Annotated in this window: 17 protein-coding genes and 2 tRNA genes; 9 read left to right on the top strand and 10 right to left on the bottom strand. The window is 71.0% G+C overall.

The features are described from left to right. Window positions 1-107: 107 nt before the first annotated feature. Window positions 108-983 carry a protease HtpX gene (gene htpX, locus EOE66_RS05905; RefSeq protein WP_128227745.1) on the top strand — a complete coding sequence of 292 codons (876 nt, stop codon included), beginning with the start codon at window positions 108-110 and terminating at the stop codon, window positions 981-983. Window positions 984-1,044: 61 nt separating this feature from the next. Here htpX and EOE66_RS05900 read toward each other — a convergent pair whose 3' ends face one another. Both EOE66_RS05900 and msbA read right to left on the bottom strand, forming a co-directional pair. Then, window positions 1,045-1,635 (bottom strand): peroxidase-related enzyme, encoded by a 591-nt coding sequence (locus tag EOE66_RS05900; protein ID WP_128227744.1) that lies wholly within the window; start codon window positions 1,633-1,635, stop codon window positions 1,045-1,047. Window positions 1,636-1,650: 15 nt separating this feature from the next. Continuing rightward, window positions 1,651-3,375, bottom strand: coding sequence for a lipid A export permease/ATP-binding protein MsbA (msbA, locus tag EOE66_RS05895; RefSeq protein ID WP_245478932.1), 1,725 nt, complete (start codon window positions 3,373-3,375; stop codon window positions 1,651-1,653). A 142-nt stretch (window positions 3,376-3,517) separates the two neighbouring features. On the opposite strand from msbA, the gene tolB reads away from it, so the two are divergent. The 6 genes from tolB (at window position 3,518) to EOE66_RS05865 (ending at window position 7,335) form a co-directional block, all read left to right on the top strand. Further along, a complete protein-coding gene (tolB, locus tag EOE66_RS05890) occupies window positions 3,518-4,804 on the top strand; it encodes a Tol-Pal system beta propeller repeat protein TolB (protein WP_128227743.1) in 1,287 nt (428 codons plus the stop codon). A gap of 63 nt (window positions 4,805-4,867) precedes the next feature. Beyond that, window positions 4,868-5,506: a peptidoglycan-associated lipoprotein Pal gene (pal, locus tag EOE66_RS05885; protein WP_128227742.1), complete on the top strand. Its 639-nt coding sequence runs from the start codon at window positions 4,868-4,870 to the stop codon at window positions 5,504-5,506. 1 nt (window position 5,507) lies between these two features. Beyond that, on the top strand, window positions 5,508-6,302 hold the full coding sequence (ybgF, locus tag EOE66_RS05880) for a tol-pal system protein YbgF (protein WP_245478931.1): 795 nt from the start codon (window positions 5,508-5,510) through the stop codon (window positions 6,300-6,302). 29 nt (window positions 6,303-6,331) lie between these two features. Beyond that, window positions 6,332-7,102, top strand: coding sequence for a tRNA threonylcarbamoyladenosine dehydratase (locus EOE66_RS05875; protein ID WP_375137457.1), 771 nt, complete (start codon window positions 6,332-6,334; stop codon window positions 7,100-7,102). Window positions 7,103-7,134: 32 nt separating this feature from the next. Then, a tRNA-Lys gene (locus EOE66_RS05870) sits at window positions 7,135-7,210 on the top strand. A 49-nt stretch (window positions 7,211-7,259) separates the two neighbouring features. Beyond that, window positions 7,260-7,335 (top strand) — tRNA-Lys (locus EOE66_RS05865). A gap of 107 nt (window positions 7,336-7,442) precedes the next feature. Here EOE66_RS05865 and EOE66_RS05860 read toward each other — a convergent pair. Continuing rightward, on the bottom strand, window positions 7,443-10,751 hold the full coding sequence (locus tag EOE66_RS05860) for an ATP-binding protein (RefSeq protein WP_164885009.1): 3,309 nt from the start codon (window positions 10,749-10,751) through the stop codon (window positions 7,443-7,445). 183 nt (window positions 10,752-10,934) lie between these two features. Between EOE66_RS05860 and EOE66_RS05855 the strand changes: the two genes are divergently transcribed. Beyond that, window positions 10,935-11,513, top strand: a complete 579-nt coding sequence (locus EOE66_RS05855) for an MOSC domain-containing protein (protein ID WP_128227740.1) — start codon at window positions 10,935-10,937, stop codon at window positions 11,511-11,513. Window positions 11,514-11,564: 51 nt separating this feature from the next. Continuing rightward, complete coding sequence (locus EOE66_RS05850) at window positions 11,565-12,545, top strand: aldo/keto reductase (protein ID WP_128227739.1); 981 nt, start codon at window positions 11,565-11,567, stop codon at window positions 12,543-12,545. Window positions 12,546-12,570: 25 nt separating this feature from the next. Here the strand turns inward: EOE66_RS05850 and EOE66_RS05845 are convergent, their stop codons facing one another. From EOE66_RS05845 to EOE66_RS05815, 7 genes are all read right to left on the bottom strand, one after another. Beyond that, window positions 12,571-14,661 carry a GAF domain-containing protein gene (locus tag EOE66_RS05845; RefSeq protein WP_164885008.1) on the bottom strand — a complete coding sequence of 697 codons (2,091 nt, stop codon included), beginning with the start codon at window positions 14,659-14,661 and terminating at the stop codon, window positions 12,571-12,573. A 4-nt stretch (window positions 14,662-14,665) separates the two neighbouring features. Then, on the bottom strand, window positions 14,666-16,075 hold the full coding sequence (locus EOE66_RS05840; protein WP_128227737.1) for a PAS domain-containing protein: 1,410 nt from the start codon (window positions 16,073-16,075) through the stop codon (window positions 14,666-14,668). Between the two features lie 124 nt (window positions 16,076-16,199). Beyond that, window positions 16,200-17,417: a geranylgeranyl diphosphate reductase gene (locus tag EOE66_RS05835; RefSeq protein ID WP_128227736.1), complete on the bottom strand. Its 1,218-nt coding sequence runs from the start codon at window positions 17,415-17,417 to the stop codon at window positions 16,200-16,202. Further along, window positions 17,417-18,796, bottom strand: a complete 1,380-nt coding sequence (locus tag EOE66_RS05830; RefSeq protein ID WP_245478930.1) for a BCD family MFS transporter — start codon at window positions 18,794-18,796, stop codon at window positions 17,417-17,419. The genes EOE66_RS05835 and EOE66_RS05830 overlap by 1 nt, the downstream gene beginning before the upstream one ends. Next, on the bottom strand, window positions 18,793-19,707 hold the full coding sequence (gene chlG, locus EOE66_RS05825) for a chlorophyll synthase ChlG (RefSeq protein ID WP_128227735.1): 915 nt from the start codon (window positions 19,705-19,707) through the stop codon (window positions 18,793-18,795). Before chlG ends, EOE66_RS05830 begins: the two co-directional genes overlap by 4 nt. A 112-nt stretch (window positions 19,708-19,819) precedes the next feature. Further along, window positions 19,820-21,286 carry a transcriptional regulator PpsR gene (gene ppsR / locus EOE66_RS05820; RefSeq protein ID WP_128227734.1) on the bottom strand — a complete coding sequence of 489 codons (1,467 nt, stop codon included), beginning with the start codon at window positions 21,284-21,286 and terminating at the stop codon, window positions 19,820-19,822. 68 nt (window positions 21,287-21,354) lie between these two features. Beyond that, entirely contained in the window at window positions 21,355-22,158 is an 804-nt protein-coding gene (locus EOE66_RS05815; protein WP_245478929.1) for a cobalamin B12-binding domain-containing protein, read from the bottom strand. Window positions 22,159-22,439: the final 281 nt, after the last annotated feature.

Genomic DNA, 22,439 nt, shown 5'->3' with positions numbered 1-22,439 from the left:
ACCGGGGGCCTTGCCCCCACAGCCGCCGGGTCTGCTTGAATCCGCCGGTCGCGCCCTAACATCCTGCCTGTCCTGGGCATTTCTGCGGCATGGAGGCCGCTTCTGCCATGAAACGCATCCTGCTTTTCGTCGTCACCAACCTGGCCGTCATGCTGGTGCTGGGCCTTGCCGCCAGCCTGCTGGGGGTCAACCGCTTCCTCACGGCCAACGGGCTGAACCTCGGCGCGCTGCTGGGCTTCGCGGCGTTGATGGGCTTCGGCGGCGCCATCATCTCGCTGCTGATGAGCAAGCCCATGGCCAAGTGGACCACGGGCGCGAAGATCATCAACGACTCCACCGACCCCACGCACCGCTGGATCGTCAGCACGGTGCAGAACTTCTCGCAGAAGGCCGGCATCGGCATGCCCGAGGTGGCCATCTACGACGGTGAGCCCAACGCCTTTGCCACGGGTGCGTTCAAGAACTCGGCCCTGGTGGCCGTGAGCACGGGCCTGCTGCACAGCATGAACCGCGACGAGGTCGAGGCCGTCATCGGCCACGAGGTGGCCCACGTGGCCAACGGCGACATGGTGACGATGACGCTGATCCAGGGCGTGATGAACACCTTCGTCGTGTTCCTTTCGCGTGTGGTCGGCTACTTCGTCGACAAGGTCGTGCTGCGCAACACCAACGACGGCCCGGGCATCGGCTACTACGTCACCACCATCGTGCTCGACATCGTGCTGGGCGTGCTGGCCGCCGTGATCGTGGCCTGGTTCTCGCGCCAGCGTGAGTACCGCGCCGACGCCGGTGCCGCCGCGCTGATGGGCCGCAAGCAGCCGATGATCAACGCCCTGGCGCGCCTGGGCGGGCTGGAGCCGGGTGAACTGCCCAAGAGCGTGGCCAACATGGGCATCAGCAGCAAGCCCAGCGGCCTGATGGCGCTGTTCAGCAGCCACCCGCCCATCGAAGACCGCATCCGCATGCTGCAGCAGTCGCAGTGAGCGGTGTGAAATGAACAAGGGCCCGGTTTGCACCGGGCCCTTTTCTTTGGCTTGAAGCCGTTCAGGCCTTGGGCGCGCGGGGCACGCGGCCCATCAGAAAGAACTCGTCGTTGGGCCGCATGCCCGTCAGGTTGGCCATGCGGTTGCTCAGGCCGAAGAAGGCGGTGATGGCGCCGATGTCCCAGATGTCCTCGTCGTCGAAGCCGTGGCCACGCAGCGTCTCGAAGTCGGCTTCGTCCACCGTGTGCGAGGCGGTGCAGACCTTCATCGCGAAATCGAGCATGGCCTTCTGGCGCGGCGTGATGTCGGCCTTGCGGTGGTTCACAGCCACCTGGTCGGCCACCAGCGGCGCCTTCTCGTACACGCGCAGGATGGCGCCGTGCGCCACCACGCAATAGAGGCACTGGTTGGCCGCTGACGTGGCCACGATGATCATCTCGCGCTCGCCCTTGCTGAGGCTGCCGGTGTCCTTGAGCAGCAGCGCATCGTGGTAGGCCATGAAGGCGCGCCACTCGGCCGGCCGGTGCGCCAGCGCGAGAAAGACGTTGGGCACGAAGCCGGCCTTGGCCTGCACTTCCAGGATGCGCGTGCGCAGGTCTTCCGGCAGATCCTGCAGTTCGGGCACCGGGTAGCGTGAGATCGGGTGAGGCATGGCGCGGTGTCCCCATCAGTTTCTGAACTGCATGGCGTGCAGCCGCGCGTAAAGCCCGCCGGCGGCCAGCAGTTCGGTGTGCGTGCCTTGCTCGACCACGCGGCCGGCTTCCATGGCCACCACGCGGTCGGCCTTCTCGATGGTGGACAGGCGGTGCGCGATGACGAGCGTGGTGCGGCCCTCCATCAGCCCTTCCAGCGCGGCCTGCACGGCGCGTTCGCTTTCGCTGTCCAGCGCCGAGGTGGCTTCGTCGAGGATGAGCACCGGCGCGTCTTTCACAATGGCACGCGCGATGGCCAGGCGCTGGCGCTGGCCGCCCGAGAGCTGGCTGCCGTTGTGGCCGATGACGGTGTCCAGGCCCTGCGGCAGGCCCTCGACGAAATCGAGCAGGTGCGCGGCCTGCAGCGCGGCACGCACCTGCTCGCGGCTCAGCGTGGCGCCCAGGGCGACGTTGGCGGCCACGGTGTCGTTGAAGAGGATCACGTCCTGGCTCACCAGCGCGAACTGCCGGCGCAGCGCCTGCACGTCCCAATCGGCCAGCGGCACGCCGTCCAGCGTGATGCGGCCGGCGGTGGGCTCGATGAAACGCGGCAGCAGGTTGGCCAGCGTCGTCTTGCCCGCGCCCGAGGGGCCGACCAGGGCCACCGTTTCGCCGGCGCGCACCCGCAGGTCCATCGCGTCCACGGCGGGCGGGCTGCCTTCGCGGTAGCGCAGGCTCACGCCCTCGATGGCGAGGTCACCGCGCGCGCGGCCCGCGTCGAAGCCGCCACCTTGCTCCACCGGGCTGTGCTCGATGAGGTCGAGCCCGCGTTCCACCGCGGCCAGGCCGCGGGTGAGTGGCGCCATCACGTCCGACAGGTGCTTGGCCGGCGCCACCAGCTGCAGCATCGCGGTGACGAAGGACACGAACTCGCCCACCGAGGTGCCACCGCTGCGGCTTTGCCACAGCGCCACGGTGATGACGGCCGAGATGGCCACCGAGGCCAGCATCTGCGTGATGGGCGTCATGGTGCCGCCCGCCACCACCGCCTTCATCATCAGCCGCCGCACGCTGTCGGCGCTGAAGCGGAAACGTTCCTGCTGCTGCGCCTGCGCCCCGTGCAGGCGCACGATGCGCCAGGCCAGCACGTTCTCTTCCACCACGTAGGCCAGGCTGTCGGTGGCCTTCTGGCCTTCCACCGTCACGCGGTGCAGGCGTTTGCCCAGCGCCCGCATCACCAGCGCCACGGCCGGGAACAGCAGGCCCACCACCAGCGTGAGCTGCCAGTTCAGCCACAGCAGGTAGGCCAGCAGGCCGACGAGGATGAGCGTGTCGCGCACCAGCGTCAGCACCGAGGCCGAGAGGATGGTGACGCCGGCCTGCGCCTCGTAGACCAGCGTGTTGGTCATGCCGCTGGCCGTCTGCTGCGTGTAGAGCTCGGGCGTGTGCGAGAGCAGCCGCGCGAACATGCCTTCGCGCAGCTTGAGCACCGCGCGGTTGCTCACCCAGGCCAGCCCGTACTGCGCCAGGAAGCCCGAGAGGCTGCGCACCGCGAACAGGCCGATGATGGCCACCGGCACGATCCACAAGGGCAGGCCGCCGCCGGCAAAACCCTGGTCGAGCAACTGGCCCAGCAGCAGCGGGATGGCGGGTTCGGTGGCGGCCGTGACCGCCGCGGCCAGCGCGGCGGCCACCAGGCCCGCACGGCTGTGGCGAACGTAGGGCCAGAGCCGCTTCAGGCGCTGCATCAAGGTGGGCATGGGCGGGGTTCTGGCAGGGCCTGAAAAGGGCGACGGCGCGGCCGACATCAGCGGCGGATTATCGCGGTGACCGTTTGTTGCCCAGGGGCGGGCAGGGCGCTGCCTACAATGAAACCATGTTCAGCCCCCGCCACCGACCGTCTTGAACCCCCTTGTCGACCGCGGGCGCCGTGCGCTCATCGCCAGCGGTCTGCTGGCCACCGCAGGGCCGGCGCTGGCCCAGTTCCGTGTCGAGATCTCGGGCGTGGGCGCCACCCAGGTGCCGCTGGCCAGCGCGGTGTTCCGTGGCGAGGTGGACGCCGGCGTGCCGGTCTCGCGCATCGTGCGCGCAGACCTGGAGCGCAGCGGCCTCATCCGCACGGTCGACATCACCGAAGCGCTGGACGAGCGCAGCACCATCGACCTGCCCGCCTGGCGTGCCAAGGGTGTGGACGCGGTGCTCGCGGGCTCGGTCACGCGGCTGGTCGACGGCCGCTTCGACGTGCGCTACAAGCTCTGGGACGCCGTGCGCAATGAAGAGCTGCTGGGGCAGAGCAAGGTGGTGCTGGCGGCCGATCTGCGCCTGGCGGCCCACCGCGTGGCCGACGAGATCCACCAGAAGCTCACCGGCGAGCGCGGTGTCAATGCCACGCGCATCGCCTACGTGGTGCGCTCGGGCCGCCGCTACACGCTGCATGTCACCGATGCCGACGGCGAAGGCGGCCAGATCGCGCTGGCCAGCCCCGAGCCCATCATCTCGCCGGCCTGGAGCCCCGAGGGCAAGCGCCTGGCCTATGTGTCTTTCGAGACGCAGAAGGCCGTGGTCTGGGTGCAAGACCTCACCACCGGCCAGCGCAGCATGCTGGCCAGCTTCCGCGGCAGCAACAGCGCGCCGGCCTGGAGCCCCGACGGCCGCCAGCTGGCCGTGGCCTTGTCGCAGGACGGGCTCACGCAGCTCTATCTGATGCCCTCGACCGGCGGCACGCCGCAGCGGCTGACGCGCAGCAACGGCATCGACACCGAGCCCGTGTTCGCGCCCGATGGCCGCAGCGTGTTTTTCGTCAGCGACCGCGGCGGCGGCCCGCAGGTCTACCGCGTGGGGCTGGATGGCGCCAGCCCGCAGCGCGTGACCTTCTCCGGTGCCTACAACATCAGCCCCGCCGTCAGCCCCGACGGCACGCACCTGGCCTACATCACGCGCCAGGGCAACGGCTACCGGCTGATGCTGCAAGACCTCAACGACGGAACTGTGCTGCCGCTTTCCGACACACAGGACGACGAGAGCCCGAGCTTCGCGCCCAACGGCCGCCTGATCGTGTACGCCTCGCGCGTGCAGGGAACCGACGTGTTGATGACCACCACGCTTGATGGCAAGATCAAAACACGCCTCCTCAGCATCAGCAGCGGTGCCGACATGCGCGAACCGGCCTGGGGCCCTTACGGGCGCTAGCACCGGGCTGCACGAATTCCGCACATCGCCGCTTCTACCGTTCAACCCTGCAAGGAGACGTCCATGAAGACCCGTCTGTCCACCTTCCGACCCGCTGCCGCGCTGATCGCCACCGCGGCCCTGCTGGCCGCTTGCGGCACCACGCGCCTGCCGGCCGACACCGCATCGCCGGCGGTGCAGACCGCCACGCCGGTGGCCACTGCAGCCCCGGTGACCACGGCCACGCCGCGTTCGGCCACACCCACGGCCACGCCGCAATCCAGCGTGGCCACCGTGAGCTTGCCGGGCGCTGGCGCGCCGGGTGCCACGCCCACCACCGGCGCTGCTGCCGGTGGCACGGCCGCTGCGGGTGCCGCCGCGCTGCTGGCCCTGCCCAGCCAGAAGGTCGTCTACTTCGACTTCGACAGCTTCGCCATCAAGGACGACTTCAAGCCGGTGCTCGACGGCTACGCACGCGTGCTGTCGGCCAATGCCGGCAAGCGCCTGACCATCGAAGGCCACACCGACGAGCGGGGTGGCCGCGAGTACAACCTGGCCCTGGGCCAGAAGCGCGCAGCAGCCGTGATGAACTCGCTGAAGCTGCTGGGTGTGAAGGAAGGCCAGATGGAAGCCGTGAGCTTCGGCGAAGAGCGCCCCGCCGCCCAGGGCACCGATGAATCGGCCTGGTCCAAGAACCGCCGTGCCGAACTGAAGGACCGTTGAGATGCACAGACTTGCGCAGGTGAGCCGCGCCGCAGTCCTGGCCTTGAGCCTGGGCGGCACGGTGGGGGCGGCACACGCCATCTTCAGCGACGACGAGGCCCGCAAGGCCATCGTCGACCTGCGCAACCGTGTCACCGCGGTGGAAGACGCCGGCAAGGCGCGCAGCGCCGAGCTGGCCGCGGCCAACGCGCAACTGCTCGAGCAGCTGACGGCCCTGCGCCGCAGCATGCTCGACCTCAACAACCAGCTCGAAGCCATGCGCGGCGAACTGGCCAAGCTGCGCGGCAACGACGAGCAGATGATGCGCGACGTGGCCGAGATGCAGGCGCGCCAGAAAGACGTCAGCCAGAGCCTGGACGACCGCCTGCGCAAGATCGAGCCCGTGAAGGTCAGCATCGATGGCCGCGAGGCCATCGTCGAGCAGGACGAGAAGCGCGCTTATGAAGAAGCCATCGCCGCCATCCGCGGCGGTGACTTCGACAAGTCGGTGGCGCTGCTCACCACCTTCCAGCGCCGCTTCATTGGCAGCGCCTACACCGACTCCGCGCGCTTCTGGCTTGGCAACGCGCTCTACGGCAAGCGCGACTACAAGGAGGCGATCACCGCCTTCCGTGCCTTCGTCGCCGGTGCAGCCGAGCACCCGCGCGCGCCCGAGGCGCTGCTTGCGCTGGCCAACAGCCAAGCCGAGATGAAAGACCCGCGCGGCGCACGTCGCACCATCGAAGAGCTGATGAAGACCTACCCCGATTCCGAGGCCGCGCAGGCTGGCAAGGAACGGCTGGCCTCGATCAAGTGACGGCGGCGGCCGCGCCTGCGGCCCCATCGGTGCTGCCCGAAGACGCCGATCTAGAGCGCCGTTTCGGCGGTCTGCGGCGGCTGTACGGCGACGCGGGCTACCAGCAGGTTCGCGGTGCTGCAGTGGCCGTGGTGGGATTGGGCGGCGTGGGTTCCTGGGCCGCCGAAGCCCTGGCCCGCAGCGGCGTGGCGCGCCTGGTGCTGATCGACCTGGACCACGTGGCCGAGTCCAACATCAACCGCCAGGTGCAGGCCTTGGGTGCCACGGTCGGCCAGCACAAGGGCGAGGCCCTGCGCTCGCGTGTGGCCGACATCCACCCTGGTTGCGAGGTGCGCGTGGTCGATGCCTTCGTCGACATGGACAACTGGCCGGCGCTGCTGCCCGTGCCGGTGCAGGCCGTGATCGATGCTTGCGACCAGGTGCGCGCCAAGCAGGCCCTGGCCGCCTGGGCCCGTGTGGCCGGGATACCGCTGGTGTGCGTGGGTGCGGCCGGCGGCAAACGCGAAGCGCAGCGCGTGGAGGTGGCCGATCTGGCGGACGCCACACACGACCCCTTGCTTGCCAGCCTCCGGCAGCGCCTGCGCAAGGACGCTGGGGCGCCCCGGCAGGGACGCATCGGCGTGCGTTGCGTGTTCTCGCGCGAGGCCGTTGCAGCCCCGGCTGACAGCTGCGCCACCGACGGCAGCCTAAATTGCCACGGCTATGGATCGAGCGTCACCGTGACTGCAACGTTTGGCATGGTGGCAGCCGGTGAGGCTCTTGCACAACTGATGGCGCGCGGCCACGCGGCGCAGACCTGATTTTTCTGTCTATAATGTGAGGCTCACCGGAGGGGTCGTTAGCTCAGTCGGTAGAGCAGCGGACTTTTAATCCGTTGGTCGCGTGTTCGAGTCACGCACGACCCACCACGCGACGGCGCAGGGCCTCACGCCCAGTCAACGTGTGAACCGGTACCCCGGGCTCCTAGCTCAGTTGGTAGAGCAGCGGACTCTTAATCCGTTGGTCGACAGTTCGAATCTGTCGGGGCCCACCAAAAAACGAGAACGGCTCAGGCGCGACGCCTGAGCCGTTTTTCTTTGCGCATCGTGCGCCCAGCGCGGCCGCCTGCCAGCAAGGCCTGCCGTGGCCGATGCAGACTTCTCAGGTCGGCAATGCAGGTCCTTGGAGCTTCAGGGACAGCAGTTCCCGGTTCACCGGGTTGCGCGTGAGAAAGGACTCGCGGAAGGGCGCATCGACCTGTGTCGACGCGGTCTCCTGCACCCAGGCCCTGCCGGCCGCGAGCACCGCGCGTGCGCGCGGCGGGTCCAGCGGCGCCAGGCCCGAGGCTGCGGCCAGCCACACCTCGGCGCGGTAGGCGCCGTAGGGTTCATGGGTCTCGAAGAGCCGCAACGCGGCACAGGCATGTTCTGCGGCGGCTTCTGCGTCGCTCGCACGTCTGGCGGCATCGATCGCGCGCATCTCGGCCAGCAATGTGAGCGCGCCATGCCCCATGCCCTGGGCCTCGTCGCGCAGCGCACGCACGGCAGCCAGGCCACCGGCCCCGGGCACATGGCGCGCGCGTCCCAGGCGCAGTGCGAAATCGATCCGCTGCGTTGCATGGCCGTAGCGCTGCCGGATCTCGTCGTACACGGCCAGCGGCGTCGGCGCGCCGCGCGGCGCCACTCCGACTTCGGACGCCAGTTCGAGGGCGCGTGCCGCGTACACGGGTGCCGCTTCGTCGCTGAGCGCCAGCGCGGCCTGCGCACTTTGGCGCGCCCGTGCCCATTGCCCCAGACGCATCCAGAGCCGGGTGAGCTGGTTGTGCACCGCGATGACCTGGCTGGGCTGGTCGGCCCGGTAGCGCTCGAGCGCGACCTCCAGCAGAGGCAGCGCTTCGCGAAACCGGCCGAGGTCCAAGGCCAGGCGCGCCCGGTGGCCGTCGAAGATCGGCCAGCCTTGCGACAGCTCCAGTTCGTGCTGCAGCGCCAGCCGATCTGCCAGCGCGAGATGCTCGGCGGCCTCTCGGTGCCGCCCCACCTCCAGCCGGTTGCCGGTACAGCCGAGCAGTGAGGTGAGCATGCCGGTCGGGCGCGCGCCTGCTTCGTGCAGGCGCAGGCCGCGCAACTGATGGGGGTAGGCTTCGTTGAGCCGCCCCACCCACATCAGCACATTGCCCAGCGTGCCCACGGTCTCGGCCAGGCGGCGGTCGTTGCCGGCCACCTCTGCCAGCGCAAGCGCACGGAACAGCGTGCCCAGCGCCGCGTCGGCGTGGCCCTGGTGCAGTTCGCCGACGGCCACCTGCAGCATCAGCCCGCTGGCCAGCTCTGGCGCCTCATGCGGCTCGAACAAGGACAAGGCATGGGCCGCGGTGTCGCCGCTCGAGCCCCACTCCCCCGCGCGCTCCAGCACTGCCGCTCGGTGACCCGCAGCCGTGGCGCGTTGCAGCGGGCTGTCGGCCCAGGCCGAGAGTTGATCGAGCAGGCGCAGCGTGTCGGGTTCCCGGCGCGGCGCCGCCTGCGTGAACCAGCGGTCGAGCGCCTCGAAGGCGGCGTGTCGATCGCCCTGGGCTTCGAGCAGCCGCGCGGCCTGCTCGAAGGCCATGCAGGCCTCGCGCGGGCGCAGCGCGGCCAAGGCTCGCTCGCCTGCGGCCAGCAGGTGCGGCACTGCGGCGGCAGGGGTGTCACTGGCGGACCAATGCGCGGCAATGCGCTCTGGCGCCGCCTGGCGCTGCTGCAGCAGCGCGGCGATGGCGCCGTGCATCTGGCGCGCCAGCGGCGCGGGCACCGACGCGAGGGCCGCGTCGTGGATCAGATCGTGCGCGAAGGCCTGCTCGCGCAGCAACTGCGCCGCCTCGAGTTCGGCCCAGGCGTCGGCCAGGTCGAGGGTGCCGACACCCAGCAACTCGATCGCCAGCGCAGTGCTGAAGTCGGGGCCTGCAAGGGCCACGCAGCGGGCCAGCCGAAGTGCCGCCGGCGAGCAGCGGGCCAGCCGGTGCCCGATGAGCTGCGCGATGCCGTCCAGCGGCGGCAGCGTGTCGCCCTGGGCGCCGGCCGGGCGCAGCAGCAGCGCCTTCAGGGTCTCCAGCAGGAACAGCGGGTTGCCGCCAGCGTGGCGGTACAGGCGCGGCGCCAACGCGGCCGCATCGAGGCCCGGCAAGGCCAGCGAGGCAACGAACTCCTGCACCCCCGCTGCCGAGAGCGCACCCAGCGCGATGGCGCGCAGCCGCACGCGCTCCAGAAGCGCCGCATGCAGTTGGCGCAGCGCAGGGCCGCCATCGGCCGAGCGGCTGGCGAAAACCCATGCGGGCTGATCGGCCGTGGCTTCCGTGGTCAGCGCGAGCAGCATCTCCAGGCTGGCTTCATCGGCGTGGTGCAGGTCGTCCAGCACCAGCACATCGAGCCCGAGGGTCCGTGCCTGCGCCAGCACCTGGTGCAGATCGCGCTCGGGCGTGGCGGCGGGCACCAGGGCGGCCGTGACCTGGCCCAGCACGCGCGCGCACTGACCCTGCTCCATCACGGGCCGCAGCCCCGGTCGCGCTGCGAGCACGGCCTGCAGCAGGCGGCCCAGCGAGGCATAGGGCACAGGCCCGTCGCCGGGCCGCGCCTGCGCCACCACCCACCCAGGGTTCTCGGCCGCGGCCTCCTGCAGCAGCCGCGTCTTGCCGAAGCCGGCTTCGCCGAAGAGCCAAGGCAGCTGCTGCGCGGCAAGCGCCTCGCGCAGTGCCCTGCGTTCGGCATCGCGCCCGATCAGGCGCGGCGGGCGCAGCACGCTCACGGGCAGGCCGCGCGTGCGGGGCGCGGGCGGCGCAGTGCGCTGCACGGTGTCCAGCAGGGCCAGCATCTCGGGCGAAGGCCGCGCGCCAACCTCGTCTTTCAGCATGCGCTCGCAGGCGTCGAAAGCCAACAGCGCGGCGGCACGGTCACCGGCCAGGTAATGCAGGCGCATCAGGCGCAGGTGCGCAGGTTCCGAGAGCGGATCCAGTGCGAGGGCTTCCCGCGCCTGGGCGATGGCTTCTGGCCATTCGCGGGCGGCCTCGGCCTGCTCGCTCCGCTCGACGAGCGCATGCACGGCGCGCGCGCGGCGGCGCTGGCGCTGCTGTTCGAGCCAGGTGGCGGCCGCGGTGCCGAGCGGGAACTCCACGCCTTCGAGCACGCTGCCCGCATCGGCCAGGTCGTGCGTGACGCCGGCGCCCAAGGCGAGCACCGTCGTCCCTTCGGTCAGGTCGGCGCCGCAGAGCCTGCGCAGCTGGAAGAGGCGTTGGCGCAGCGCGTTGCGGGCCGCGTCGGGCGCCTTGTCCGGCCACAGCAGGGCGATGAGGCGCGCGCGGGGGCTGGCGCCTTCCAGGGCCAGCCAGGCCAGCAGCAGGCCGTCCTGCGGCGGCAGGTCGCGCGAAGTGCCGCTGCCATCGAGCCACCGGGGCGTGGCGCGCAGTTGCAACTGCAAGCGTGGCGTGCAAGGGGGTTCGGACATCGGGGGCCGGCTCAGGGTGGGGCGTCCAGTGCGCATGCAGCCCGCTTTATAGGCGCGCCGACGTTAGGGCGCCGTTACCGGGGCGTCGCGCCGCCGCCCTGCTGCGTGTCGCTGTGTGCCTGCCACCGTTGCAGGCGGCACGCAGGAGAATGCAGGCTTTGCCACCTTGCGCTGAGCCGGTCCATGCCCTTCGACGCTGCCCCGCCCACCGACTTGCGCGCGCTCACGCGGCAGTGGCCCCTGACCGGGCAGTTGCAGACCATCGTGCTGCGGCCGGGCCGCGGCCTGCCCGCAGTGGAGGCAGACACCGCCTTTGCGGTGGCCGGCCGTGGCCTGCAGGGTGACCGCACGGGCGACAAGGCCCGCAGTTCGCCGCTGGGCGGCAAGCGGCAGGTCACCCTGCTGCAGGCCGAGCACCTGCCCCTGATCGCTGCTTTCGCCGGCCGGGCGCTGGCGCCGGCGACGCTGCTGCGCCGCAACCTCGTGGTCTCGGGCCTGAACCTGCTCGCGGCACGCTCGCCGTTTGCCGACCAGCCCGTGCATCTGCACCTGGGCGACGAAGTCGTGCTCGAGCTCACCGGCCCCTGCGACCCGTGTTCGAAGATGGAAGTGCTGCTCGGTCCTGGCGGCTACAACGCCATGCGCGGTCACGGCGGGCTCACGGCCCGCGTGCTGCGCGGCGGACACCTGCGCGTGGGCGACGCCGTCTGGGCGGCCGTTGCGGTGGATGCGCCCTCATCCACAGCGCTCGCGGCGGACTGAGCCCGTGCGCGCCACCGGGCCTGCCTTGTTTCTCCACACCCCTTCGATGCCATGTCCAAAGACACCACCACCCTCTCGCCCCACACCCGCCGGCCCCTGGGGCGCTCGGGTCTTGCGGTGTCCCCGCTGTGTTTCGGCGGCAACGTCTTCGGCTGGACGGTGGACGAAGCCACGGCCTTCCAGCTGCTCGACGCCTGGTTCGACGCGGGCTTCAACTTCATCGACACCGCCGATGTCTATTCGATCTGGGCACCCGGTCATGTGGGGGGTGAAAGCGAAACGCTGATCGGCCGCTGGCTGGCCCGCAGCGGCCGCCGTTCGCAGGTGGTGCTGGCCACGAAAGTGGGCAAGCCCATGGGGCCGGGGCTGGAAGGCCTGAAGCCGGCCTACATCCGCAGCGCGGTCGAGGCCTCGCTGCGCCGCTTGCAGACCGACCACATCGATCTCTACCAGACCCATGCAGACGACGAAAGCACGCCGCTGGCCGACACGCTGGGCGCCTTCGATGACCTCATCCGCGCCGGCAAGGTGCGGGCCATCGGCGCCTCGAACTACAGCGCGCCGCGCTTGGCCGAGGCGCTGCGCGTCAGCAGCGCGGTCGGCCTGCCGCGCTTCGAGAGCCTGCAGCCGCTCTACAACCCCGTCGATCGCGCCGGCTTCGAAGCAGCGCTGCAGCCGCTGTGTGTCGCCGAAGGCGTGGGGGTCATCAATTTCTACGGCCTCGCCGCCGGCTTCCTCACCGGCAAGTACCGCGTACCGGCCGATGCCGCGCGCAGCGTGCGCGGCGAGAACGTGGTGAAGCGCTACCTGAACGAGCGCGGCCTGCGCGTGCTGGCAGCGCTGGACGACGTGGCCGCACGGCACGGCGCCACCCCCGGCCAGGTGGCGCTGGCCTGGCAACTGCTGCAGCCGGGCATCACGGCGCCGATCGCGAGTGCCACGTCCTTGGCGCAGCTGTCCGAGTTGACCGCGGCTGCAAGCCTGCGCTTGAGCGACGAGGACCGTCAACGCATCGACACGGCCAGCGCCTGACGCCACCGCGGCCGCGCCGCTGCCCTCAGGGGGGGGGCGCGATATCGCGGATCTGCTGCAGCAGGGCCGTTGCCCGCGCGGTGCGGGCCTCCACCTCGGCCAGCAGGGGTGCGGCGGCGAGGCCGTTGTCGCCATCGGCGATGTCCATCGCGGCCAGGCTGGCGTTGGCGATGATGGCGCCCACCAGCTCGTGGCCCTCGGTCGGCTGGGCCGCGCGCGTGGTGCGGGTGAGGGCCGCTTCCAGGCGGTGGCGCAAGGTGTTCGCCTCGTGCGCCTGGCTGACGTCTTCGAAGGTGAAGATGCAGCCCAGCAGCGGCGTGTCGCTGCCCTGCACGGGCTCGGCGCGCACGGCCACCGGCACGCAGCGGCCATCGGGGCGGCGCAGTTCGAGTTCACCATGCCAGGGCCGGTGCTCGGCACGCACCTGCCCGATGGCCCTGTGGGCCATCGCGGGCTGCGTGAACAGCGCAGCCAGCGCCTCCAGGCTGCCCACCTCGTCGCGACGTCGGCCGCTGAGCGCCAGGAAGGCGGCGTTGGGGTAGAAGCTGCGCTGCGCCGCGTCGGTGACGACCGCGGCCTCCTGCGAGCCGGCCACGGCCGTGCGCAGCTGCGATAGCTGGTGCTCGGCGATGAGCAGGCGCACGGCATTGACCTGCAGGATCATGTCCACCAGCGCCGTGCCGTAGGCCTGCGCCAGCGACAGGTCGCTGCGCGTCCAGGGCAGGCAGTGCCCGGTGTCCGCCTGCACAGGGCGCAGCCAGACCAGGGCATCGGGCTGTGTCCGCGACAGGCGCACCGCCAGCACACCCAACCGGGCCGGTGGCACCGCAGGGGCGAGGCGGTCCGGCACGGCCTCTTCATCGCGCAGATCCAGCGCCGGGTGTTGCCAGGGCAGGGGGCTGTCGGGCTGCGCCTGCAGCCATTGGGCCAGGCGCTGCAGCGCCGGGCCTGAGGGGGCGTCGCCACAGCGCAGCAGTTCGCCTTCGTGCCACAGCAGCGCCGCGCTGGCCTCCAGCGGCAGCAGCAAGGCCGCCTGGTTGCGGAAGAGCGCGGCGCGCCAATCGCCTTCGACGGACGTGGCCTCGAGCAGGCGCTGCTCGAGCCGGCGCACCTCGGCGCGTACCTGGGCTCGGGCGTAGTTCTCCAGCGCCACCACCCGGGTCATGAAGACCTCCGCCAGCAGTTCCAGGGCCGCCCGCAACGCCTGCCCTGCACGGCGGGGTTCGGGGTGATGGCAGGTGATCAGGCCCCAGAGCTGCCCTTCGCGCACCAGGGCCGCCACCACGCTGGCCGCGACACCGTGCTCGCGCAGACGCTCGGCGTGCGCGGCCGACGTGCTGCGCAGGTCGCCCATCGTGAGATCGTGGCCGCCGTCGCTGCCCGGGGGAAGGGCCGGCAGCAGTTCCGAGGGGCTGGCCTTGGCGTCCACCAGCACCCTCACGCGCTTGTGCAGGTAGACCTGGCGCGAGCGGGCCGATGGATCGGGCCAGGCTTCGTCGAGCAGCCGGTTCTGGCCCAGCCAGGGCGGCAGGCGCAGCGCGCGGTCTTCCGCGATCACGCAACCCCGGCCGTCCGGTCCGAACTCGGTGACGAAGACACGGTCGTGGCCCAGCAGGCGCCGCACCGCCTGGGCGGCAGCAACGGCCAGGGCAGCCACGGACGGGGCCGCGCTGAAGCGTTGCACCGCCGCACTCAACTGCGCCAGCAGGGCGGCATGGGGCGCGTCGTTGCCCGGGGCTTGCGCGGCGGTTTCGGCCGGTTCGAGTTCCAGCACCACCGTGTCGGTGGTGACGCGGTGCACACAGCCCTCGAAAGCGCCGCCAGGACCCGGTGCGCCCAAGGTGCAGCGCAGGGCCTGGGGCTGGCCGGCGCGCAGACCGCCGAGCATGGCCCCCAAGCGGGCGGCGGCGTCGCCGCCCAGGTCGAACAGGCTGGCCAGCAGCAGCGTGGGCAGTGGCCGGTTCAGCCAGTGCGCGGCGCTCACGCTGGCCTGCACGATGCGCAACTGGGGCTCTCTGAGCACCAGCAGCAGCCCATGGGGCTGGATGCTGCCCACCAGGCCGGGCGGGACGGTTGCAAGGCTGTCGGTGTGACCGTATGCCGTACTGCGCGACACGGAACTACCTCGTTGGCGGCGGGGCGGTGAAGCCCGGTTGTCGGCGCAACTGCGCCAGTTCATCGATCGTGATGCCCAAGAGCCTGGCGGCTGCAGGTGCATCCCCGGGATGGCGGTCGAGCGCCGTGTGCACGAAGTGCTGTTGCGCCAGGGCCTGGGCTTCGCGCAGCAGATCGGGCAGCGGCGAACCTCCCAATTCTGCCGCCAGCGCGTGGATCGCGCGCAGAAGTTCTGCAGCCCGGGCGTCGGCGGTCAGCACGTGAGGACCGGAAGGGCGCAAGGTGAAACCCGCATCGCCACCGGCCACGTCGTCCAGCAGGGCGCCGGCCAGGTCGACCGCGAGGTCTTGCTCGTCTCCGCGAACGAGCACCACACGCTGCGTCGGGGCCAGCCCGTGGCTGTGCAGGCTGCGCAGGTTGGCCATGGCGGTGCCCGGCAGCCAGCGTTCCAGGGGCTGGCCGATGACGGCTTCCAGGTCGGGCGCCTGCACCAGTTGCACGAAGGCGAGGTTGGCTTCCCGCACCAGCGCCAGGCGGTCGACGACGACGATGCCCTCGGGCGTGCCGTCGACATGGCGTGCCAGTGCCGAGCCCAGGGCCAGCGGATCGTCCAGCACCGGGTCTGCCTGGCGCAGGCGCAGCAGCACGGTGGGCTGGCGTGCCTCGGGCAGGCGCGTGGCGGTCAGGCTGATCGACAAGTGCGTGCCGGCCAGCCGAACCTGCGTGGCCACCGCCTCGGGGCTGGCACAGGCGCGCGCCAGCAGCGCCACCACCGCGGGGCGCGAGCGCGCATCGAAGTGCGCCGCGAGCAGCCGGCCCTGGGCCGAGGCGCCTTCCACCTGCAGCAGCCGCGCGGCCGCGGCATTGACGGCCACGAGGCTCTCGCGCCGCACGTCCACGCTGGCCACGGCGTCGGTGGCCACCTGGTAGAGCAGGCGGCAGCGCATCTCGCCGTGGCGCGCGCGCCAATAGCTGCGCTCCAGCGCCTGCTGGGTGTCGAGAAAACGTTGCTGGATGGCCGCCAGGCTGCGCAGGTCGCGCCCGACGGCGAGCACCGGGCCCTTCTCGCCCAGGCGCAGGGCGGTGTAGGCCACCGGCAGCTCATGGCCCTGGGCGCCCTGGTGGTTGACTTCGCGGCGGCGCCCCAGGCCTGCCGTGCACGCATCGGCCAGCAGGCTCTCGATCTTGCCGCGGGTGTCGCCGGTGACGGTCTGGCTCCAGGGGCGGCCTATCCAGGCCTGCGCGGAGGCGTCCATGGGCGCCTGCTCGTTCTGCACCACGTCGGTGACGATGCCGTGCTCGTCGATCACCAGCGCGATGTCGGAGGACAGGGAAACGAAGGCGCGCGCCAGCCCCGCGGCACAGCCGGACAGGGCGTCCAGGTCGTTCGACAGGCGGTTCGGGGGCGGGCTCAAGAGGATGTCCTTCCATGCGCTGGGTGACCTGAGCAGAAAGGGAGACGAATGCGGGCCCCTTCAGGCGCGCAGACAGCCACGGCAGCCGCAGGCGCGGCCGCCGCCAACCCACCGGGGCGGCGTCTCAGACGCGCGCCAGCCCGAGCAGGTGAGCCATGTCCTTGAAGAAGATGCGCACGTGGGCCATGGGCTTCTTGCGCACCAGTTCCTTGTTCATGTACGACTCGAAAGTGAGCTGCTGGACGTCCTTGTCCATGCAGATCTTGACGAAGCTCTCGCGGCGCTTGTCGTTGCGGTACCAGAAGCGTTGCATGATGCCCAGCACCCAGAACACGCGGCCGTGGGCCTTCATGAAGCGCTTGCGCGCGCCGGCCAGCGCCGCGGCCTGGCCGGTGCGCAGGAACTCCTGGGCCGCGTCGGCTGCGAGGCGGCCGCCATACATGGCGTAGTAGATGCCTTCGCCGGACGAGGGCGCCACCACGCCGGCGGCGTCACCGGCCAGCACCACGTTGCGGCCATCGTCCCAGCGCTTGAGCGGCTTCATCGGCAGGGGCGCGCCTTCGCGGCGCACGGTCTCGAAGTGCGCCATGCCGGCGGCCTGGCGCAGCGTGGCGGTGGCCGTGCGCAGCGAGAAGCCCTTGTCGGCGCTGCCGGTGCCGATGCTCAGTGTCTCGCCGTGGGGGAAGACCCATCCGTAGAAGTCAGGGCTGAGTTCGCCGCGGTAGTAGACATCGCAGCGTGTGTCGTCGTAGCCCGCGGGCTTCTCGGCCGGGGCACGCACGATCTCGTGGTACGCGAAGACGTACTCGGTGTCGTGCGAGCCGGGCACGCACTGCTGGGCCACGGCCGAGCGGGCACCATCGGCACCGATGACGCAGCGGGCGCGCACCGTGGCAGCGTGGCCGCTGGCCGGGCCATCGTCGTTGCGGGCGCGGAAATGCACGACGGCCAGGCCGTCGTCGCTGTGCTCGATCTTCTCGAAGGTGCCGGTGGCGCGCACGGCACCGCTGCTCGCGGCGCGCTGGCGCAGCCACTCGTCGAAGTGCTCGCGGTCGACCATGCCGACGTAGCCGTTCTCGATGGGGATGTCGACCTTGCGGTCGGCCGGCGAGATCATGCGCGCCGAGCGTGCCTTCGCCACCAGCAGGTGGTCGGGAATCTGGAAGTCCTTGATGGCGCGCGGCGGGATGGCACCGCCGCAGGGCTTGATGCGTCCGGCGCGGTCGAGCAGCAGCACGCTGCGGCCCTGGCTGGCCAGGTCATGGGCGGCGGTGGCGCCGGCCGGGCCGCCGCCGATGACGACGACGTCGTAAGCCTTGGCAGTGTCGGGGGTGGTGGACATCAGGAACCTCCAGCCCGCAGGGCTTGGGTGTCGGCGGTGCCGACGAGGGGCGCGGCCAGGGGCTCGCTCGAGGGGGCGGCAGGCGCGCTGAGCAGCGGCCCACCGATGCGGGCGGCGAGCATTGCCGCCGCGACGAACATGCCGGCTTCCAAGGCGAACACCGCGGCGTAGGCGGTGCCCATGTCGCCGATGAGCCAGCGTGCCACGTCGCTGGCGGCGGCGCCGAAGAGCCCGCCGACCGCAAAGCCGATGGCCTGTGCCGCACCCCACAGGCCCATGCGCGTGCCTTCACGCGCTTCACCGGTGGCGGTAGCCCCGCCGGCCAGGCTCATCATCGAGCCGATGGCTGCGATGGAGAAGGCGCCGTTGGCCACGCCCAGGACGAAGACGTTGGCGCGCAGCGGCCAGTTCGGGGCCATCGAGCCGGCCACCACCAGGCCCAGCAGCGCCAGCCCCGAGGCGATGCAACCGCCCACCGTCCAGGCGCGCAGCGAACCCAGGCGCGCACCGGCCACGCGCCGGCCCGCCAGGGCGGCCAGCAGCATGCCCATCAGCGTGCCGCCGTGCTGCACGCCCGACAACTGGGTGGAGGCACCTGGCGTGAAGCCGAAGACCGCGCCTGCGAAGGGCTCGAGGATCAGGTCTTGTGTGCTGTAGGCCAGCATCGAGACGAAGACGAAGATGGTGAAGCGGCGGGCATCGGGTTCACGCCAGACTTCGCGCAGCGCAGCGGCGAAGTCGGGCCGGGCCTTCTGTGCAGGGGGCACAGAGCGGCCATGGCCTTCCAGGCCCCACAGCGCCAGCGCCGCCACCACCACCGCCACCAGCGACACCGTGCCCGACACCGCCATCAGGCGCACGGGCGTGTAGGGGTCGAGAAAACGTCCGGCCAAGCCGGCCGTGACGGCGAAGCCGACGATCATCATCACCCACACCAGCGCGGCGGCCGAAGCGCGTCGCGGCGCATCCACGCGTTTGGCCAGCAGCACCAGCAGCGAGGTGCCGCCGGCGCTGACGCCCACGCCCACGAGTGCAAAGCTGAACACGGCCAGTGCGATGCCGGGGCCGCGCGCGGTGTTCATCCAGGTGGTGGCCACTGCCGCGCCGAAACCGCCCAGTGCCAACACGCCGATGCCCCCCAGGATCCACGGCGTGCGGCGGCCGCCGACATCGCTGCCATAGCCCATGCGCGGGCGGCTCAACTGCACGGCGTAGTGCAGCGCCACCAGCAGGCCGGGCAGCAGGGCCGGCAGGGCCAGTTCCACCACCATCACGCGGTTGAGTGTGGAAGTGGTCAGCACCACCACCGCGCCCAGCATGGCTTGCACCAGGCCGAGGCGGAGAATGCCCAGCCAGCCCAGGCACGGTTGCGTGCTCAAGCCGGGGCCCCAGCCAGACCGCGAAGGGCGAAGGCACTGACCATCATGCCGCTGACGAACAGCGGCACACCGAAGCCGCTGTACCACAGCGCCTGGCGCACCGGGTCGCGCAGGAAGCGCCGCATCATCAGGCCCTGGCCCACCAGCAGCGCGGCCACCGCGGCCGCGTGCAGCGGCTGGCCCCAGTGCAGCAACAGGCCGATGACGACCCCCTGCGGCAGCGCCATGAAGAGGCAGGCCACACGCGCCGCGCCTTGCACGCCCAGGCGCACCGGCAGCGAGCCGATGCCCATCTGGCGGTCGCCTTCGATGGCCTTGAAGTCGTTGAGCGTCATGATGCCGTGGGCACCGCCGCTGTACAGCGCGGCCAGCAGCAGCGAGGCGGCCGCAGGCGCAGCGCCACCGGCCATCACCACACCGCCGGTCACCCAGGCCAGGCCCTCATAGCAGATGCCGCAGGCCAGGCAACCCCACCAGCCGTTGCGTTTCAGGCGCAGCGGCGGGGCGCTGTAGGCCCAGGCCAGCAGCAGCCCGACCACGGCCGCGCCAAAACCCCAGGGCCCGAGCAGCGTGGCCACCGCCAGGGACAGCAGCGTCCAGATGACGGCGACGTACAGGCCCCAGCGCCCGGGCATGCGGCCACTCGGGATGGGGCGGTGTGGCTCGTTGATGGCGTCGACATGCCGGTCGAACCAGTCGTTCACGGCCTGGCTGGTGGCACAAACGAGCGGCCCGCTGAGAAGCACGCCCACCACGATCAGCATCCAGTGCCCGGCCAGCGGGACGCCCGAGGCGATGACACCGCAGCTGAAGGCCCACATCGGCGGGAACCACGTTACCGGCTTGAGCAGCTCGGTGATGGCCGAAGGGGCCGGGAATTGCGCAGGGGCGGCGTGGGCCGTGGAGCTCATGAGCGCATCTTGCGCTTGACACTCCGCTGCGTCAATCTATGTTTACACCTGAATCTGACCCGGGTGTCAGCGGCGCTGGACGGCACTGCGGCCTGGGCCAGAACCCTGTTCGCTACTCTTCGCCGCCCAGGCTGCCCAACCCGTAGCGGCGGAGCTTGACATACAGGCTCTGGCGCGAAAGCCCCAGCAGCAGCGCCGCCGAGGCACGGTTGTCGTGCGACATCTGCAGCGCAGTCTCGATGCAAAGCTGCTCGATGAGGTCGGTGGTCTCGCTGACGATGTCCTTCAGCGGCGTGCGGCCCACCAGCTCGGTGAGTTCGCTGACCGAGCGCGTCATGGCGCGGCCGCTTTCGGGCTCGGGCTTGATGCGGCGTTCGATGTCGCGGATGGCGAAGGCCAGCACCGTCTCGCTGTCGGGCGCCAGTTGTGCCGCCGAGATCTCGACCTCGACTTCGGTGCCGTACTCGCCGCGCAGCGCGGTGACGAAGCGCCCCACGCTGCCGCGCTGACGCAGGTTGGTGATGAGCACGCCGAGCTCGACGCCCGTGCGGCCGAGCCAGCGGTCGAGGGCCTGCCCGCGGGCCTGGTCTTCGGTGCTGAGTTCGGCCAGGGTCAGGAAGGCGCGGTTGGCGCTGAGCACACGGCCTCCTTCGTCGCAGAACACCAAACCGTCGGGCGAGTTCTGCACGAAGGCCACCAGCATGGCTTCCCAGCTCGGAGCCCCGGCCGGGGCGGTGCGCCGCTGCGCAGCCTTGCCGGTGGCCACCGGCACCACCACGGGGGCCAGGCGCACCAGCACGAGCACGGCATCTTCCTGGCGGAACACCGAGGCAGACACCGCGACCTCGCTCTGGCCCTCCAGCAGGCGTGCGCGCACCGCGTCCTTCTTGCCCACGGAACGCGCGGCTGCCAACAGGTCTTGCAGCCGCTCGCCGTGGGCGGCCTCGAAGAGCGCCGGCAGGGGCGAGCCGACGAGCTTGGCGCGGGTGCTGCCACACAGGGTGCGTGCCGCCGGGTTGGCTTCGAGCACCTTCTGCGTGCTGCCGTCGACGATCAGCACCGCTTCCGACGACGTCTCCAGCAGGTGGCGGTAGCGGGTTTCGGCCTCGCGGGAGCGCCAATAGTCGCGCTCCATGGCCTGCTGGGTGTCGATGAGGCGGCGCTGCAGCGCCACGGTGGCGCGCAGGTCGCGAGCGAAGGCCACGATGCGACCCTTGCCGCCGCGCTCGCCGTCGCCCAGGCGCACGGCCGAGTACAGCAGCGGGAGTTCGTCGCCGTCGGCGATGGGGTGGTTCACCTGGCGCCAGCGGCCGATGTCGGCATCGGCGGCGGCCTGCGCGTCGCGCAACATGGCCTCCACCTTCTGGCGGCTGTCTGGCGAGACGGTCTGCACCCAGGGCTTGCCGCGCCACGCGCGCAACTGCTGGGTGGCGACATCGTCGACCTGCGTCACCACATCGAGGATGGTGCCCTCGTGGTCGAGCACCAGGGCCACGTCGCTCGATGCCTGCACGAGCCTGGCCGCACTCTGGGCGTCAAGAGCGCCGAGCGCGTGCTGCTCGCCGGTGTTTCGGGGCATGGGCTGGGGCCGCTGGTGATGTGGTTGACGGTCGGTATTGTCAGTCAGTGCTTACAGCACGGGCTGCATCAACCATTATTTTTTCGCAACCGGCCCCTGCTGAGCAGGCGCTCGGCGACCAGCGGCGCTTCCTTGCCGTTGCTGGCTGTGCCGTCGGCGCCCACGGCCACGGCCACTTCAGGCCGTGCCACGAAGGGCGGGCCCCCCACCAGCACCGCCAGCGCGGCATTGCGCGAGGCTGCGCGCACGGCGACGATGGTCTCCTGCAGCCAGGGCAGGCGGCTGTCGCTGCCTACCGAGAAGCCGATGATGTCGATCCACTCGTCGCGCACCATGGCCACCGGACTGGTGACCGCGCCGCCGATGCCGCCGATGACGTCCCATCCGTCGCGGCGGAAGAATTCGGCCACCATCGAGAGGCCGAAGCTGTGCTGCTCGTCGCGCGGTTGCACGAAGAGGGCGCGCCTGCCGTTGGCCGGGTGCTCGATCTCGGTGCCGAAGGCCGGGCTCAACTCGCGCAGCAGGCGCTGCAGCCTGCCCAGTGCCACCGTGACGGTGCTGAAGTCGCAACTGTCGTTTTCCCACATCTCACCGAGCCGCCGCGCCACCGGGCCGAAGACGTCGAGGTACAGCGACTCGACCGACACACCACGTTCACGCAGCCCGTCGATGAGCGACAAGGTCTCGGCTTCGCTGCCCCGCAGGATCTGCTGCAGCAGCGTTTCGATGTCGGACGGGTAGGGCAGGACAGACCCCGGCTGGGGGTTGGCAGCGCCTGGGCGGTGGGCCTGAACGAGGCGGGGGATGACATCCGCCTCGATGGTGCGTGCCAGCCGCGCCAGCCGGTGCTTGGCCGCGTCGGTATCGGGCACGTCGGGCCAGGAGGACGGGCGTTCCTCGTTGGCCCATTGGCGTTCATGGCCTTCGCCGTCCGGCGAAGCCTGTCCTCGTGTGGGATCACCTTGCATCACAACCTCCAGGCGCGGGGGCCCATTCAGGGCGGGGCGGCCGGTACAGGCAAGGCAGCACGGCTCCTGCAAGCGAACCACGCCCCCGGCACAGGGCCGGCGGTGGCGAGGGAGGCAGGCGCACGTCCAACTTCAACGGCTCGTGGGAATCTTGTTCTTGGCTCACGTCGCTGGGGGTTGTAAAC

Source organism: Rubrivivax rivuli, assembly GCF_004016505.1.
In the GTDB taxonomy this organism is placed as follows: Bacteria; Pseudomonadota; Gammaproteobacteria; order Burkholderiales; family Burkholderiaceae_C; genus Rubrivivax; species Rubrivivax rivuli.
This window is presented reverse-complemented; position numbering and strand designations above follow the sequence as displayed.

Coding starts and splice junctions, on each gene's coding strand:
- ppsR (WP_128227734.1), bottom strand. CDS start 21,286: ATGCCCCGAAACACCGGCGAGCAGCACGCGCTCGGCGCTCTTGACGCC.
- ybgF (WP_245478931.1), top strand. CDS start 5,508: ATGCACAGACTTGCGCAGGTGAGCCGCGCCGCAGTCCTGGCCTTGAGC.
- EOE66_RS05850 (WP_128227739.1), top strand. CDS start 11,565: ATGTCCAAAGACACCACCACCCTCTCGCCCCACACCCGCCGGCCCCTG.
- EOE66_RS05860 (WP_164885009.1), bottom strand. CDS start 10,751: ATGTCCGAACCCCCTTGCACGCCACGCTTGCAGTTGCAACTGCGCGCC.
- EOE66_RS05835 (WP_128227736.1), bottom strand. CDS start 17,417: ATGTCCACCACCCCCGACACTGCCAAGGCTTACGACGTCGTCGTCATC.
- chlG (WP_128227735.1), bottom strand. CDS start 19,707: ATGAGCTCCACGGCCCACGCCGCCCCTGCGCAATTCCCGGCCCCTTCG.
- htpX (WP_128227745.1), top strand. CDS start 108: ATGAAACGCATCCTGCTTTTCGTCGTCACCAACCTGGCCGTCATGCTG.
- EOE66_RS05900 (WP_128227744.1), bottom strand. CDS start 1,635: ATGCCTCACCCGATCTCACGCTACCCGGTGCCCGAACTGCAGGATCTG.
- msbA (WP_245478932.1), bottom strand. CDS start 3,375: ATGCCCACCTTGATGCAGCGCCTGAAGCGGCTCTGGCCCTACGTTCGC.
- pal (WP_128227742.1), top strand. CDS start 4,868: ATGAAGACCCGTCTGTCCACCTTCCGACCCGCTGCCGCGCTGATCGCC.
- EOE66_RS05855 (WP_128227740.1), top strand. CDS start 10,935: ATGCCCTTCGACGCTGCCCCGCCCACCGACTTGCGCGCGCTCACGCGG.